The organism is Spongiibacter sp. (assembly GCF_041602295.1).
Classification (GTDB): Bacteria; Pseudomonadota; Gammaproteobacteria; order Pseudomonadales; family Spongiibacteraceae; genus Spongiibacter.
This window is the reverse complement of the sequence record NZ_JBFIGO010000003.1, coordinates 25,031-39,768: the sequence shown is the minus strand read 5'-3', so window position 1 is coordinate 39,768 and position 14,738 is coordinate 25,031. Positions and strand designations below refer to the sequence as shown.

Genomic DNA, 14,738 nt, shown 5'->3' with positions numbered 1-14,738 from the left:
CTTCGGCCCGTTCTCTCTCCCCGCACTTTTCTCTTTTACTAAGATTATTTGGCAAGAAACCTGCTTGATATATAGCCTAAGCTGATAGAGGGCGCGCTTGTGCCCGGATAGTGTGCGGCGGCATATAGGAGGGTGGTCTTGTCTTTTCAGCTTGCGGGCTTAGACGATTTTTTACAGCGCGAATCACTGCCGCAGAGTTATCGCCGGCAGGTTGAGGGGGTTTTCTTGCCGTTTATCGAGCGCTTGTTGGCGCAGCGCGGCGACGACCTGAAAGTGCTGGGAATACAGGGCGCCCAGGGCAGTGGCAAATCGACCCTGGCGGCGTTTTACCAGTGGTATTTGACTCGCCACCACGGCCTGAATATCGCCTCTGTGTCACTGGATGATTTTTACTTATCCTCAGCGGATCGCCGCCGCTTGGCGCAGCGCCGGCACCCCTTGCTCGCCACCCGAGGTGTGCCGGGCACCCACGATACGCCTTTGGCTCGCACTACCTTGGCGGCTCTGCGCGCGGGTTGGCCCTGCGCTCTGCCGCGGTTTGATAAGGCCCGCGACGAGCCGCTGGCGGACGCCGACTGGCCGCAAGTGGCGGCAGCGGATCTGGTTATTTTTGAGGGCTGGTGTCTGGGCGTGCCACCGCAAGCGCCGGCTGAGCTGGTCGCGCCAGTAAATGCTCTGGAGGCAGAGGAAGACGCAGACGGCCAGTGGCGAAGCTGGGTGAACGGGCAATTGGCGGGCGCCTATCAAGGACTGTTTGCCGAGATTGACTACCTGTTAATGCTGCAGGCCCCCAGCTTTGACTGCGTCGCGCGCTGGCGGGGTGAGCAGGAACAGAAGCTGGCGCAGCGCCGTGGCGATGATCGCGCGGCGCAGTTTATGAATGCCGAACAGTTGCGGCGCTTTATCAGTCATTACGAGCGCCTTAGTCGCCATGCTCTGGCGGTCTTGCCGGCACTGGCCGACGCGCGTATGTGCCTGGATGCGCAGCGTGAAATCACCGCGGTCTATTATCGGGAGGAGGGGTGATGGCCCGCGCGACAGTGGTATTTACCGATCTTGACGGCAGTTTGCTCGATCACCACAACTACAGCTTTGCGGCGGCTGGCGAGGCCCTGGCACTGTTGGCTAGGCGGAGTATCCCGCTGGTCCTAAACAGCAGTAAAACGGCGGCGGAGATCGCTAAGCTGCGCCGGCAGCTGGCTAACCCCTATCCCTATATTGTGGAGAACGGCGCGGCGGTGATATTTCCCGAGGCCGGCCCGCCGTCGCTGGCCAGCGGGCGCTGGGGGCGTGTGAAGGCCCTGGCGCGACCGCGCAGTGAGTTTTTGCCCCTGCTGCAGCGCTGGCGTCGCGAGCGGGGCTTCGACTTTCAAGGCTTTGCCGACATGGATGTCGAGGGGCTGTGCGCCCTGACTGGCTTGCACCAAAATGAGGCGGAGCTGGCCCTGCAGCGCGACTATTCCGAGCCCATTGTCTGGCGGGGCGGTGAGGGGCCGTGGCGACAGTTTGAGGACTGTCTGCGGGCCGAGGGTTTGCGCGCCCAGCGCGGTGGCCGCTTTGTGCATATCAGTGATCACTGCGACAAGGGCTGCGCCATGCAGTGGTTGGCCCCGCAACTGCTGGCCGACTGCCCGACGCCGCGGTGCATTGCGCTGGGTGACGGCGGCAATGATGTGCCGATGCTGGCGCTGGCCGACGAGGCGGTGGTGATACGTTCGCCCAGCCACGCGCCGCCGTCGATTCCCGCGCCCCGCGGGAGAGTGTGGCTGAGCGAGCAGGAGGGCCCGGCGGGCTGGAATCGCAGTTTGCTGGACCTGTTGGACGAAGAGTAAAGCGGCACAAAAAATGCGTGGCTATAGGGAGCCGGGCGGCGCCCACCGCGGACAGCGGCACTTAAAATAAATAACAAGGACCGAGTTATGGCGGATTTTTATCAGAACGGCATTATCACTACCCTGCACAATCTTGTTGATCGACCGGTGGCGGAGCTGGAGGCGGAGCTCAGCGGCTTTGCGCGTCACCGGCCGATGGCGCTGGTGCTGCCGTCGCTGTTTTCCGAGCTGGAAGGGCCGGCGCTGGGGCATATTATTGATGAAATCGCCAAGGTGCCCTACCTGGAAGAGGTGGTCATTGGCCTGGATCAGGCCGACGAGGCCCAGTACCGCCACGCGCTGAAGTTTTTCAGTCGCCTGCCCCAGCGCCACCGCGTGCTGTGGAATGACGGCCCGCGCCTGCGGGCACTGGATGCCCGCCTGCAGTCGCGGGGGCTGGCGCCCATGGAAGCGGGCAAGGGGCGCAATGTGTGGTACTGCATGGGCTATGTGCTGGCCTCTGACCGCAGCGAGGCCATCGCTCTGCACGACTGCGATATTCTGACCTACGACCGACGCTTGCTGGCCCAGCTGTTTTATCCGGTGGCCAATCCGGGGTTTAACTATGAGTTCTGCAAGGGTTTTTATGCGCGGGTGGCGGACGGCCGGATGAATGGCCGGGTCAGCCGGCTGCTGGTCACGCCGCTGATTCGCTCGCTGAAAAAAATCTTCGGCGACCTGGATTATCTAGAGTATCTCGATAGCTACCGCTACCCCCTGTCCGGCGAGTTTTCGATGCGTCGCGATGTACTCAATGATCTGCGTATTCCCAGTGACTGGGGCTTGGAAATCGGCGTGTTGTCGGAGATGTACCGCAACTATTCCACCAACCGCCTGTGCCAGGTGGATATCGCCGATGCCTACGACCACAAGCACCAGTCGCTGTCGGCCGACAACGATGCTGGCGGCCTGTCGAAGATGTCGATCGATATTTCCAAGGCCATTTTCCGCAAGCTGGCGACCACCGGGGTGGTGTTTAACAGCGAGACCTTTCGTTCGATCAAGGCGACCTATTTCCGCGTGGCGCTGGATTTTGTTGAAAGCTATCGCAATGACGCGGTGATGAACGGCCTGGACCTGGACCTGCATCGCGAAGAGGAGGCGGTGGAGCTGTTTGCCGGCAATATCGTCAAGGCGGGCAATGCCTTTTTGGACAATCCGATGGAAACCCCATTTATACCCAGTTGGAATCGGGTGTGCAGCGCCGAGCCGCAGTTGCCGGCAGAGCTGCTGGCGGCGGTGGCGGCGGACACCGATGAGTACGGCGCATGACGGTCGCGACGGCTCTGCAACACCTGCGCGATACCCTGGCCGCGCAGCTTCAGCAGATTTACCCCGAGCGCGACGCGCTGCCACTGCTGGAGAGAATGATTGCGCTGATGGAGCTGGATCAGCGCTGCTTTATGCCCGAGCGCCACAAGAATCTGTGGAGCCAGCGCGATTGTCTGATGATTACCTATGGGGACTCGCTGCTTAAAGAGGGTGAGTGGCCGCTGCATACCCTACACGACTTTTTGCGGCGCGAGTGCCGAGGGGTGATCAGCGGTGTGCATATTCTGCCGTTTTATCCCTGGAGCTCGGACGACGGCTTTTCGGTGATCAATTATGTGTCGGTCAACCCCGCGCTGGGGGAGTGGCAGGACATCAGCGCCATTGCCCGGGATTTTGATTTGATGGCCGACCTGGTGATTAACCACTGTTCCAGCCGCAGTCAGTGGTTTGAGAATTTTAAGCAGCGCCGCGACCCGGGCAAGGACTACTTTGTTGAAGCCGATCCGCAGTGGGACCTGTCGGCGGTGGTCAGGCCGCGCACCAGCGAGCTGCTGGCCGAAGTGCAGACCCTGGATGGCAAGCGCCATGTCTGGTGTACCTTCAGCCACGATCAGGTCGATCTCAATTTCCGCAATCCGGAGGTGCTGTTAGAGTTTGTCAGCATTATTCGCCACTACCTCGACCAAGGGGTGAGAATTTTTCGTTTGGATGCCGTGGCCTTTTTGTGGAAGGAGGTGGGCGGCAGCTGTTTAAACCTCGCTCAGACCCATGAAATTGTTCGCTTGCTGCGCAGCTTGATAGAGCACGCCGCGCCCGACGCCATTCTGATTACCGAAACGAATATCCCGCTGCGCGAGAACCTGGCGTATTTTGGCAATGCCAACGAAGCCCATATGGTCTACAACTTTTCGCTGCCGCCGCTACTGTTGCACGCCCTGGTCAGTGCCGACAGCTCGGCGCTGACGCGCTGGATGATGGGCATGCCGGCGGCCCAGGACGGTACCACCTATTTTAATTTTATCGCCTCGCACGACGGCATCGGCCTGCGCCCGGTAGAGGGCTTGCTGGCCGACGAGGAAGTGGATGCCCTGGTGAGTTTGATGCAGCAAAGCGGCGGCTTGGTGTCGTGGCGGGCGCTGGGCAGTGGCGAGAGCCGGCCCTACGAAATTAACATCAGCCTGTTTGATGCCATGCGCCGCCGTCGCGGCGCCGGCGAAGATGGCTTTCAGGAGGCGCGCTATCTCTGTGCCCACGCGCTGATGCTGTCGCTGCAAGGCATCCCCGCGCTGTATATCCACAGCTTGTTGGCCACCGGCAATGATGAAAAGCGGGTGGCCAATAGCAATCACAATCGCGCCATCAACCGCCACCAATGGCAGGCCGACGAACTGGCGCAGGCGCTGGGCGAGGGCGGGCATCAACGGCGGATTTTTGAGGCCCTGAAGGCATTGATTGCCCGCCGCGCCGAGCAAGCCGCGTTTCACCCCAATGCGGCCCAGTACCCGCTGCATTTGGGCGATAAGCTGTTTGGCCTGCGCCGCGAGAGCCGCGCCGGGGAAGCGGCGCCACAGACGCTGTTGGCGATCTATAATTTGACGGCAGAGGCGCAAACACTGCCGATCTCGGAGCTTAACCTGGATGCCGATTTGTGTTGGCGAGAGCTGCTGAGCGGCGCCGAGATTGCCGCCGAGTGCGGTGATCTATTGCTGCCACCCTACGCGTACAGCTGGTTGGCCAGCAGCGGCTAAGCAGCGCCGAAATGGCGGCGATCTGGCGCGAGTGAGCACGATCTGTTCTTGGTTTGACCCCCAATGTTAATAACGCGGTCTGCCCTATCTGCTATGCTGCGGCGACATTTTTTGCAAATTATAGCCCCGTGAGGTTTGAGATGGCCGACTACAAAGCCCCCCTGCGCGATATCGATTTTGTCCTGAAAGATCTGCTCAACAGTGAGCAGCACTATGCTGGATTGCAGGGCTGCGAACAGCTCAGCAGCGATCTGATGGATGCCATTATCAGCGAGGGTGCCAAGTTTGCTGAAAACGTGGTCAACCCGATCGCCGCTATTGGCGACGAGCAGGGTTGCACGTTTAGCGATGGCAAGGTGACTACCCCCGATGGTTTCAAAGATGCGTTTCGCCAGTGGGGCGAAGGCGGCTGGCAGGGGCTGAGTATTCCCGCCGAGGCGGGTGGTCAGGGGCTGCCGGGCTCGCTGAATTCGGTGATTAGCGAAATGGTTGGCGCCCCCAGCTGGGCGTTCAGCATGTACGGCGGGCTGGCGCTGGCGCCGGTGACTTGCCTGTTAAACGGTGGTACTGAAGAGCAGCAACAGCGCTATTTGCCCAAGCTGCTCAGCGGCGAGTGGGCGGGTGCCATGTGCCTGACCGAGTCGCACTGTGGCTCTGACGTGGGCCTGCTGCGCACCAAGGCCAGCAAAAACGATGACGGCACCTATACCCTGCAGGGCACCAAGATCTTTATTTCCGGTGGCGAGCAGGATATGACCGACAATATCATTCACGCCATCCTGGCGCGGGTGGAAGGGGCGCCGGAAGGTACCAAGGGTGTGTCGCTGTTTATTGCGCCGAAATACTGGGTTAACGAAGACGGCTCAATGGGCGACTTCAATAACATCACCTGTGGCTCTATTGAAAAGAAAATGGGCCTGAAAGCCTCGGCTACCTGCGTGATGAACTACGACGGCGCCCGCGCGGTGTTGCTCGGTGAAGAAAATCGCGGTTTGGAGATCATGTTCAAACTGATGAACTCGGCGCGTCTGGGCACTGCTCTGCAAGGCCTGGCAATGGGTGAAATTTCCTATCAGGGCGCGATCGACTACGCCCGTGAACGTCTGCAAATGCGCTCGCTGACCGGCCCGAAAAATCCCGATGGCCCCGCCGACCCGATTATTGTGCACCCCGATGTGCGCCGCATGCTGCTGACCCAGAAAGCCTTTGTCGAAGGCCAGCGCGCATTTATTTACTGGCTGGCCCAGCAAGTGGATTTGACCAAGCACGGCGATGAGGAGCAGCAGGCCCACGCCGGTAAATTGCTGGAGCTGCTGACGCCGATCGCCAAGGCGTTTTGTACCGAAACCGCCCAGGAGGTCACCTACCTGGGGATGCAGGTGTTTGGCGGTCACGGTTATATCAGCGAGCACGGTATGGAGCGTATCGCCCGCGACAACCGTATCTCCACGGTATACGAGGGCACCACCGGCATTCAGTCGCTGGACCTGATTGGTCGCAAGGTGATGGGCAGCGGCGGCGAAGTGCTGCGCCATTTCACCAAGATGATTCACAAATACTGTGAAGCGCATAAAGACAATGCGGCGATGGCCGAGTTTATTGCCCCGCTGGCCGAGCTCAACAAGGAGTGGGGCGAGGTCACCATGGCGGTGGGCGAGAAGGCGATGAATAACGCCGATGAAGTCGGTGCGGCCTCGGTCGACTACCTGATGTACTCCGGCTATATCGCCTTCGCTTACATCTGGGCGCAAATGGCGGAAGTGGCTCAGCAGAAGCTGGATGCCGGTGTGGATGACGCCCTGTACCGCGGCAAGGTGAAGACCGCGCGCTTCTACTTCCAGCGCCTGCTGCCGCGCACCGCTACCCACAAGGCGGCGATGCTCGCCGGTGCCGATGCGCTGATGGATATCAGCGAAGACGAGCTGGCCTACTAAGTAGTAGCAATGGCCGCCCCAGGCCGCAAGTGATTACCGTGGCGGGGGCGCGATGGCGAGCCCGCTGAACACACACAAGCGGTTCAGGAAACGGGATATGGCAGCAACGGTAATCGAACACCGTCCGCAGCAACAGCAATTCGTGCTGGCGCTGGAAAACGGCCCGTGTGCGACCGTCAACTACCGCAAGCAGGACGGCAAGCTCTATCTGATTCATGCCGAGGTGCCGTCCGAGTTGCGCGGCCACCGCGTGGGCAAAGAGCTGGTGGAAAAGACCTTTGAATACATTGAAACGCATGGCTGGCAGGCGGTGGCGGTGTGTTCCTATGTCAAGCTGGTTGCCCGGCGCAGCCGCAAGTGGCGGGACATTATTCAATAGCGGCGACGGCGAAGCGGGGGGCGAATCATTTGCCAATGAGCTGTCGCAGTGCGGCAGTTGCAACGCTGCCGTCAGAGCGCTAAGGCTTGACCATTGAATGGTTACTTCGCTATAACCGTTGGCGCTGGAATCGTTTCCAATACAATAACAACAATTACGGCAGAGTCACTCCATCACCAGCTGAGTTGGTCGGGCTTTGCCAAACACTGCAGGTAGTCACTGATGAACCCACTCCTTGAAGCCGCTGAGCGCAGCGGCCAGTCCCGTCGAGCCTTCCTGCGCAACCTGCTGTTTTCCGCCGGCAGTCTCGCCACCGCGAGTTGGCTGAGCGCTTGTCGGAACAGTAGCAGCAGCTCGGCGGTCGGCGTGCTGCGCAGCCGCCTAGCCAATATCGGTCCCCTACAGGCCCCCGACGAAAACGGCGTGCAACTTCCTGCGGGGTTCAGCTCGCGGGTCGTCGCGGTTTTTAATGAGCCGCCGATACCCGACAATCCGGGCTTTCTCTGGCACTCCGACCCCGACGGCGGCGCGGTGTTTCGAACCGACGATAGCGGCTGGATTTATGTGTCCAACAGTGAGGTTCGCGACAGCACTACCGGTGGCGCCGCCGGGCTGCCCGGCACCTCCCGGGAGCATGTAGAATCGCTGGGCTTGCTGCGCGGCGGCGTCAGCGCGCTGCGCTTTGATGCCAGCGGCAACCTGGTGGATGCCTACCCGGTACAGCGCAACACCACCACCAACTGCTCGGGTGGCGTCACGCCTTGGGGAACGTGGGTTAACGGAGAAGAAATTCTCGACGGCTATATGTTTGAGTGCAGCCCGCTGCGCGACGGTGGTGAGCCTCTGCGGCTGGATCGCTTTGGTCGCAAGGCCCACGAAATGGTTGCCCTCGACCCGGAGGGCCGCGCCATCTACCACACCGAAGATATGGCCGGCGATGAACGCTTCTACCGCACGATTTTTGAGAGCGCCTCATCCTGGCCGGCCGGCGATCGGCCGGACTGGCAGCAGGGCTTGCTGCAGGTGTTGGCCGTTGACGCCGGCATTGAGGCCGCCCGTCTCGGGCCAGTGCCTATCCGCTGGATCAATGCCATCGATGACGGCCGCCCGCAGAGCGAGGTCTACCTCGACGACGCTACCATCTTCGAGGGCAATGAAGGCTGCTGGTTTCACTCGGGATTTGTGTTTTTTTCAACGAAGAGCGACGACAACATCTGGGCAATCGACACTATCGGCAACACCATCGAAAGTATCTACAACCCGGCTGACGGCCCGGTGGGTTCTCCGGTCGACCCTGAAGAGCCGCCGCTGGCAGGGGTCGATAACATTACCATGACACTGGACGGCGAAATGGTCGTGGTCGAGGACGGCGGCGACATGCGTGCCATGGTACTGCTGCCCGACCGCAGCACCATCCCCCTGCTCAGGCTGCCCGGCGACCCCAACGTCACCGAGGTTACTGGCCCGGCGTTCTCGCCCGATGGTCGCCGCCTGTACGTTGCTAGTCAGCGTGCCCTGCGCAATGGCCTACCGGCCGGCTTTGGCACTGGCGGCGTCGTTTACGAAATTAGCCTTCCCTTCGCGGTTCGGGTCGACCCGCCGCTGGCCGGTTATATGCTCTGAGCGGCATAAAGCAAGCACCGCGAACGGTAGTGTTCTTGCCATTGAATAACAGCGGCCCCATTACGGTAATAAGGGGCCGAACGTTATCGCCAGTGTAGTGCCGGGTAATCAGCCGGCTTCTGCGTTGGCGGCCAGCTCTCCAGAGGCGAGCATTGCCTCGGTTTCCTGATTGCCACCAATCAGCTGGCCGGCCACAAACACCATCGGAAAGGTTGACCAGCCGCTCCACATCTTGATCGCCAGGCGGCGGTGCCATTCCTTGAGGTAGCTGCCGTACTCCAGATAGTGATAGCGGACGCCGGCACCGTCCAGATGCTTTCTGACTTTTTTGCAAAACGGGTTCTGCTTCATGCCCACCACCACGACGTGATGGCTGGCAATGGCATCTTGTACTTCTTTAAGCGTATCGGCGTAGTTGCCGCCCAGCTTGCTTTGAATGTTGGGATGTACCTGGGCGAGGTCAAGCAGTGGTCTGGTCATGAGCGCTGTCTCTATGGTTTTGTAATTATTGTGGCTGGCGATTGTGGCGCGTTCCGGCGGGCCCGTCCTCAATTCTGCCCCTCGATCCCATCTTAACCGCATCGTTGTACCGCATCAGCCACAACTTCAGTTGCGGGCTCCATTGGCAACCCTGCGGCTTTTGTTTTCCGCCGCAACGCCTGTTCTTAATAATGCACTCGAATGGCCACGGCAGGGTTGCTCTCGGTCATTTGCAGGACGCGGTGGTGTGGGGTTGATGCCTTGTATGGGTCGAGGATGGTTGCGATGGGGGTGTAGAGCGGTTTGCCGCATGCGCTTTTGCGATGGCTGCCCGAGTCGCCCGGGCGGAGGGTTTTGACAACATCCATGTTGTGGTCCTGAGGGTAGTGGGGCCAATCCTTGCCGCTGCAACAAAAACGGCTCCCCCTGGGGGGGAGCCTTGCGCTGTGTTGATATTAGCGGTTGGCGCGGTTGTCGATCAACTGTTCCACCACGGATGGGTCAGCCAGGGTGGAGGTGTCGCCGAGGTTGTCCAGCTCGTTGGCGGCCACCTTGCGCAGGATTCGGCGCATGATTTTGCCCGAGCGGGTCTTGGGCAGGCCGGGCGCCCACTGAATTAAATCCGGTTTGGCGATAGGACCAATTTCCTGCACGCACAGGGCGGTCAGCTCTTGGATCAGCGCCTCGCTGCCCTCGACGTCGTGCATTAGGGTCACATAGGCGTAAATGCCCTGGCCTTTGACGTCGTGGGGGTAGCCCACCACGGCGGCCTCGGCGACTTTGTCGTGCAGCACCAGTGCGCTTTCGATCTCGGCGGTGCCCATGCGGTGGCCGGAAATATTCAGCACATCGTCGACGCGGCCGGTGATCCAGTAATCGCCGTCGGCGTCGCGGCGGGCGCCGTCGCCGGTGAAATAGTAACCGGGGAATTGGCTAAAGTAGGTGTCGATCATCCGCTGGTGGTCGCCGTAGACGCTGCGGATCTGGCTGGGCCAGGAGCGCTTGATCACCAGCAGGCCCTCGCCGGGGCCGTCGATCTCATTGCCGTCGTTATCCAGCAGTGCCGGCTCCACGCCGAAGAAGGGCTTGGTGGCGGCGCCGGGTTTCATATCCGTGGCGCCGGGTAGCGGGGTGAGCATATGGGCGCCGGTTTCGGTCTGCCACCAGGTATCGACGATGGGGCAGCGCTTGTCGCCCACCACCCGGTAGTACCACTCCCAGGCCTCGGGGTTGATCGGTTCGCCGACCGTGCCGAGCAGGCGCAGACTGCTGCGCGAGCAGCGCTCGACAAATTCGTCGCCGGCGCCCATCAGCGCGCGGATGGCGGTGGGCGCGGTGTAAAAGATACTGACGTCGTGCTTGTCGACCACCTGCCAGAAGCGCGAGGCGTCGGGGTAGGTGGGCACGCCCTCAAACAGCAGCGTGGTGCCGCCGTTGGCCAGCGGGCCGTAGACAATATAGCTGTGGCCGGTGACCCAGCCGACATCGGCGGTGCACCAGTAGACCTCGCCGTCTTGGTAGTCGAACACGTATTTGTGGCTCATCGCCGTCTGCAGCAGATAGCCGGCGCTGCTGTGCAGCACCCCCTTGGGTTTGCCGGTGGAGCCGGAGGTGTAAAGAATGAACAGCGGCGCCTCGCTGTCCATCGCCTCGGCGGGGCAGTCGGCGTCGACGGCTTCAATGGCGGTCTCGTAGCGCACATCGCGGCCCTCCTGCCAGTCGATGGCGGCGCCGGTGCGGGTGATAACTAGGCAGCTGTCGACACTCGGGCAGTCGGCCAGCGCCTTGTCGGCATTGGCTTTAAGGGGGATGGTTTTGCCGCCGCGCACGCCTTCGTCGGCGGTAATCAGCATTTTGCACTGGGCGTTTTGGATGCGGTCTTTTAGTGCCTCGGGTGAGAAGCCGCCGAACACCACCGAGTGGACGGCGCCGATACGCGCGCAGGCGAGCATCGCATAGGCGGCCTCGGGGATCATCGGCATGTAAATGCACACCCGGTCACCCTTGCTAACGCCGCGGGCTTTGAGCACATTGGCGAATTTGCACACCGCACTGTGCAGCTCGCGATAGCTGATATGGCGGCTGTCGGCGGGGTTGTCCCCCTCCCAAATGATGGCCGTCTGCTCGGCGCGGCTGTCGAGGTGGCGGTCTATGCAGTTATAGCTGACATTGAGCTGGCCGCCGTCAAACCAGCGCGCCTCGCCCTTGGCCAGGTCGTATTCGCAGACCGTTTGCCACGGTGTGTCCCAGCTGAGAAATTCCGATGCCTGCTCTGCCCAGAAGGTATCCGGTGACTGAATGGACTGCTGATACATCGTTTCGTAGCGCTCGCGGTCGATATGGGCGTTGCGGGCAAAGGTTTCCGGTACGGGATGAAGGGTATAGGTTGTCATGGCGCATCCTGTTAAGGGCTATTATTTTGATTGCCGCAGCGCTGCCGCGAGCGAGTGAATTGAGGATACCCTCTGTCAGTCGCCCATTGAAGCCCAACTAGACTAAAGTCGCAGGTGGCTAGTGAGTTGAGCGTAGGGCTTAACGCCGGGCCAAAAAAAGGGGCCCGAAGGCCCCTGGTCGAAGTCTGTGGCGTCTACCAGTCAGCGGGATAGTTGAAGTTGGGGTAGATGATGCCGATGCGCTTGGCGTATTCATTGGCGAACACGCCGTTAGGGTCCAGTGTGGCGACGGCCTTGTTAAACTTTTTCAGGCGGTCGCCGTAGTTGAAGGAGCCCAGTTGGCGCTGCAGGTCGAAGGTCCACTCGCGGTTTTTGGCCCAGTGAGCGCGGGCGCCGTACTCTTCGATCAGCACGCTGACATATTCGACAAACGGCGCCATATAGGCGTCCAGCTGGGCCTGATTAAAGCCGGCGGGCACGTAGATCGGCATTTCGATATGCACCACGTGGCTGTTGTCTGCAAAGGGGCCGCCGGTGCCGGTGTAGGCCATGAGTGTGTGGTCTTCGCTTTTCGCATAGCGGGTGAAAACGCCGACCAGCGGCAGGCGCAAGTCGAGGTTCTTGGCGTTCTGGCCGTGCAGGAAGTTGTTGATGTACTGCATGGCGGCCGCCGCATTGGCGCGGGGCACGGCGACCTCCCAGTCCATTTGGAAGAAACCGTCCTGACCATCGACCAGTGTGCTGGTGATCATCCGGTGCTGGGGGCCAACCACGTCGGCGGTAAACACGCTTTTGCCATCTTGGTCTTTAACGAAGGGCGGCTGGTTAACAAACTGCAGGTAGCGAAAGCGCTCCATAAAGCCGTCGAGATAGCCGCCCGGGTTGCAGGCCGCCGCGTGCATGCCCTGTTTGAAAAAGGGGAAAATCTCCGCCGGTACCGAGGGGTTGAGCAGGCGGTTAAGTGCGCCGGGCTCGGCGGGGGCGCTGGTTTCCATGCCGCAGCTGCGGATGACTTTGGACATGCCGGGATACCAGTTGTACTGGCCGAAGTCACAGTCCTTGATATTTTCCCAGGCCGAATCCGGGCCATTCTGGAACAGGTAGTCGTCGTCGTGGTAGGTGACCTTTACGTGCAGATTGGTGGTCGGCTGCACTTCTATGCGCAGGCTGGTGACCACGCCGAGGTAGCCGAGATTGGTGGTCAGCGCCTTCCACAGGTCTTTCTTGGTGGTGCCGCGGGAGAATTGGCGCAACTGGCCATCGGCGGTGACGACCTCCATGCCCACCACGCTGTGTGCGAGTACGGTGCGGTGCCGCGGTGAGCTGCCGTGGGAGCTGGTGGCGATGTGGCCGGCAACGGTGGGGTAGGCATAGCCCAGGTGGGTATAGCCGATGGACTTGCCGCGTGGGTGCAGCCATTCGGACAGGTCCCACATCAGGGTGCCGGCGGGGACTTTAACGACCTCGACGCCTTCGAAGGTTTCCAATTGAATGCCGAGACTGGGGTTGTGCATGGTCAGTTGCGCGGTGCTGATCAGCACGCCATCGGTACACATCACCTCGGTGGCCGAATGGGCCTTGCCGGTGACCTTGACGCGCTTGCCGGCGGCGGCAGCGGCGCTGACCAGTTGCTGGACTTCGGCGACACTGCTTGGCGTGTGGATCGACTGAATATCGCTGCACAGGGTCTGGTAGTTGTAGGAGGCCAGCTGCCAGTTGCCGCAGTCCGCCGGGCAATTTTCGGCGGTTTCCAGCGCGTCGCACATCTGGTTGCCACAGCTGGCGGCGACTTCGACACCGGGGCAGTTGGCGAGTGCGCCGAGGTCACCGGTCACCAGGGGGAGTTCTGTTAGGGTCGCGGCCATGCCGCTGTCGCGGAAGCGGTAAAAAACCTTGTCGCTTGCCGAGCTGCCGCAGTATTCGCTGTCGGCCGTGCGCGAGCAAGCCAATACGGAAAAGGCGCTGGGCGGTACCGTGGTGTCTGCGGCAAAGCGGTAGCTCAGCGCACGGCCACTGGTATTGAGCTCAGTGATAAAGGGCTTGCCGCCCAGTAGCGGCAGGTCGATGATTTTGTTGCCGGCGTCGTCGGCCCAGTACAGGCGGTAGCCACTGATACCACTTTCGTCGGCGGCGGGCTTCAAGTCGATGCCCTCGGCGGTGAGTTTGTCGGGGATGAGCTGGTCGCCGGCGGTGTAGGTAAAGGTGACCTCTGCGGGCAGTGGCAGTGCCTGGCCCTGATTGCCGCCGAGTAGTTCGATTAGATCTAGTGCGTTGGCGAGGTTAGTGCTGCCGAGCAGGATTGTTAGGGCGATGCACCACCGCGCTCGCCACTGGGATTTGGCCGATTGCTTTTGCATAGTCTTCCTTTTTCTCTTGTTGTTATAGTGTTATACGCGGGCCGGGCGCGCCGACAGTGAGGGCTGTCAGTTGCTGTGACGGCGGTGGATCAGCTCCGCTTATTATCCTCGTTATATTTGCGGTGCCAGAGCACTGGCCGCCGTGAGAGTGGTCGAGTGTTTTGGCTACAGTATAGTAACCTTGGTGTGGGGGGCGGTAATTAGCGGGCTTGTGAATATGTGAGCAAGTCCATGATTTAGATGAAAAAAAGGGCCCGCATGGGGCCCTTTTAGCAGTGCTGTTGCCGGTCGCGTTCAGGCAACCTGCACGGGAATAGCATTGCTGGAATGACTGACAGTGTTGTCTTCATTCATATAGATCAGCCGCGGTTTGAAGTTAATCAATTCCGCTTCGGTATAGCTGGCATAGGCGCAGATAATAATGGTGTCGTCGACGCCGGCCTTGTGCGCGGCGGCACCATTGATAGAGATAATGCCGCTGTTGTCTTCACCGCGAATGGCGTAGGTGGTGAAGCGCTCACCATTGGTGACGTTGTAGATTTGAATCTGTTCAAACTCGCGAATCCCGGACATATCCAGCAATTTGCCGTCTATGGCGCAGGAGCCCTCGTAGTTCAGTACCGCGTGGGTTACTCGAGCTTTGTGGAGTTTGGCTTTCAGCATAACGGACTGCATAACGCT

The 14,738-nt window shown here is 60.6% G+C and carries 11 protein-coding genes; 7 read left to right on the top strand and 4 right to left on the bottom strand.

From position 1 onward, the window contains the following. Positions 1–138: 138 nt before the first annotated feature. The 7 genes from ABYM29_RS01110 (at position 139) to ABYM29_RS01080 (ending at position 8,827) form a co-directional block, all read left to right on the top strand. Positions 139–1,026 carry a hypothetical protein gene (locus tag ABYM29_RS01110; protein ID WP_372861044.1) on the top strand — a complete coding sequence of 296 codons (888 nt, stop codon included), beginning with the start codon at positions 139–141 and terminating at the stop codon, positions 1,024–1,026. Beyond that, entirely contained in the window at positions 1,026–1,832 is an 807-nt protein-coding gene (locus ABYM29_RS01105; protein ID WP_372861041.1) for an HAD-IIB family hydrolase, read from the top strand. The genes ABYM29_RS01110 and ABYM29_RS01105 overlap by 1 nt, the downstream gene beginning before the upstream one ends. An 87-nt stretch (positions 1,833–1,919) precedes the next feature. Next, on the top strand, positions 1,920–3,143 hold the full coding sequence (locus ABYM29_RS01100; RefSeq protein ID WP_372861039.1) for a glycosyl transferase: 1,224 nt from the start codon (positions 1,920–1,922) through the stop codon (positions 3,141–3,143). Beyond that, complete coding sequence (locus ABYM29_RS01095) at positions 3,140–4,891, top strand: alpha-amylase family glycosyl hydrolase (RefSeq protein ID WP_372861036.1); 1,752 nt, start codon at positions 3,140–3,142, stop codon at positions 4,889–4,891. The genes ABYM29_RS01100 and ABYM29_RS01095 overlap by 4 nt, the downstream gene beginning before the upstream one ends. 140 nt (positions 4,892–5,031) lie before the next feature. After that, complete coding sequence (locus ABYM29_RS01090; RefSeq protein ID WP_372861035.1) at positions 5,032–6,825, top strand: acyl-CoA dehydrogenase C-terminal domain-containing protein; 1,794 nt, start codon at positions 5,032–5,034, stop codon at positions 6,823–6,825. 97 nt (positions 6,826–6,922) lie between these two features. Then, the gene (locus ABYM29_RS01085) at positions 6,923–7,204 is read left to right on the top strand and encodes a GNAT family N-acetyltransferase (protein WP_372861032.1); all 282 of its coding nucleotides are present in this window, start codon (positions 6,923–6,925) and stop codon (positions 7,202–7,204) included. 222 nt (positions 7,205–7,426) lie between these two features. Next, positions 7,427–8,827 carry an alkaline phosphatase PhoX gene (locus ABYM29_RS01080; protein ID WP_372861030.1) on the top strand — a complete coding sequence of 467 codons (1,401 nt, stop codon included), beginning with the start codon at positions 7,427–7,429 and terminating at the stop codon, positions 8,825–8,827. Between the two features lie 108 nt (positions 8,828–8,935). On the opposite strand, the gene ABYM29_RS01075 is transcribed toward ABYM29_RS01080, so the two are convergent. From ABYM29_RS01075 to panD, 4 genes are all read right to left on the bottom strand, one after another. Continuing rightward, on the bottom strand, positions 8,936–9,307 hold the full coding sequence (locus tag ABYM29_RS01075) for a glutaredoxin domain-containing protein (RefSeq protein ID WP_372861028.1): 372 nt from the start codon (positions 9,305–9,307) through the stop codon (positions 8,936–8,938). A gap of 455 nt (positions 9,308–9,762) precedes the next feature. Continuing rightward, positions 9,763–11,700, bottom strand: a complete 1,938-nt coding sequence (gene acs / locus ABYM29_RS01070) for an acetate--CoA ligase (RefSeq protein ID WP_372861025.1) — start codon at positions 11,698–11,700, stop codon at positions 9,763–9,765. A gap of 194 nt (positions 11,701–11,894) precedes the next feature. Then, complete coding sequence (locus ABYM29_RS01065; RefSeq protein WP_372861023.1) at positions 11,895–14,057, bottom strand: FAD-binding protein; 2,163 nt, start codon at positions 14,055–14,057, stop codon at positions 11,895–11,897. Between the two features lie 294 nt (positions 14,058–14,351). After that, on the bottom strand, positions 14,352–14,732 hold the full coding sequence (gene panD / locus ABYM29_RS01060) for an aspartate 1-decarboxylase (RefSeq protein WP_372861020.1): 381 nt from the start codon (positions 14,730–14,732) through the stop codon (positions 14,352–14,354). Positions 14,733–14,738 lie beyond the last annotated feature (6 nt).

Coding starts and splice junctions, on each gene's coding strand:
- ABYM29_RS01095 (WP_372861036.1), top strand. CDS start 3,140: ATGACGGTCGCGACGGCTCTGCAACACCTGCGCGATACCCTGGCCGCG.
- ABYM29_RS01075 (WP_372861028.1), bottom strand. CDS start 9,307: ATGACCAGACCACTGCTTGACCTCGCCCAGGTACATCCCAACATTCAA.
- ABYM29_RS01100 (WP_372861039.1), top strand. CDS start 1,920: ATGGCGGATTTTTATCAGAACGGCATTATCACTACCCTGCACAATCTT.
- panD (WP_372861020.1), bottom strand. CDS start 14,732: ATGCAGTCCGTTATGCTGAAAGCCAAACTCCACAAAGCTCGAGTAACC.
- acs (WP_372861025.1), bottom strand. CDS start 11,700: ATGACAACCTATACCCTTCATCCCGTACCGGAAACCTTTGCCCGCAAC.
- ABYM29_RS01080 (WP_372861030.1), top strand. CDS start 7,427: ATGAACCCACTCCTTGAAGCCGCTGAGCGCAGCGGCCAGTCCCGTCGA.
- ABYM29_RS01090 (WP_372861035.1), top strand. CDS start 5,032: ATGGCCGACTACAAAGCCCCCCTGCGCGATATCGATTTTGTCCTGAAA.
- ABYM29_RS01085 (WP_372861032.1), top strand. CDS start 6,923: ATGGCAGCAACGGTAATCGAACACCGTCCGCAGCAACAGCAATTCGTG.
- ABYM29_RS01105 (WP_372861041.1), top strand. CDS start 1,026: ATGGCCCGCGCGACAGTGGTATTTACCGATCTTGACGGCAGTTTGCTC.
- ABYM29_RS01065 (WP_372861023.1), bottom strand. CDS start 14,057: ATGCAAAAGCAATCGGCCAAATCCCAGTGGCGAGCGCGGTGGTGCATC.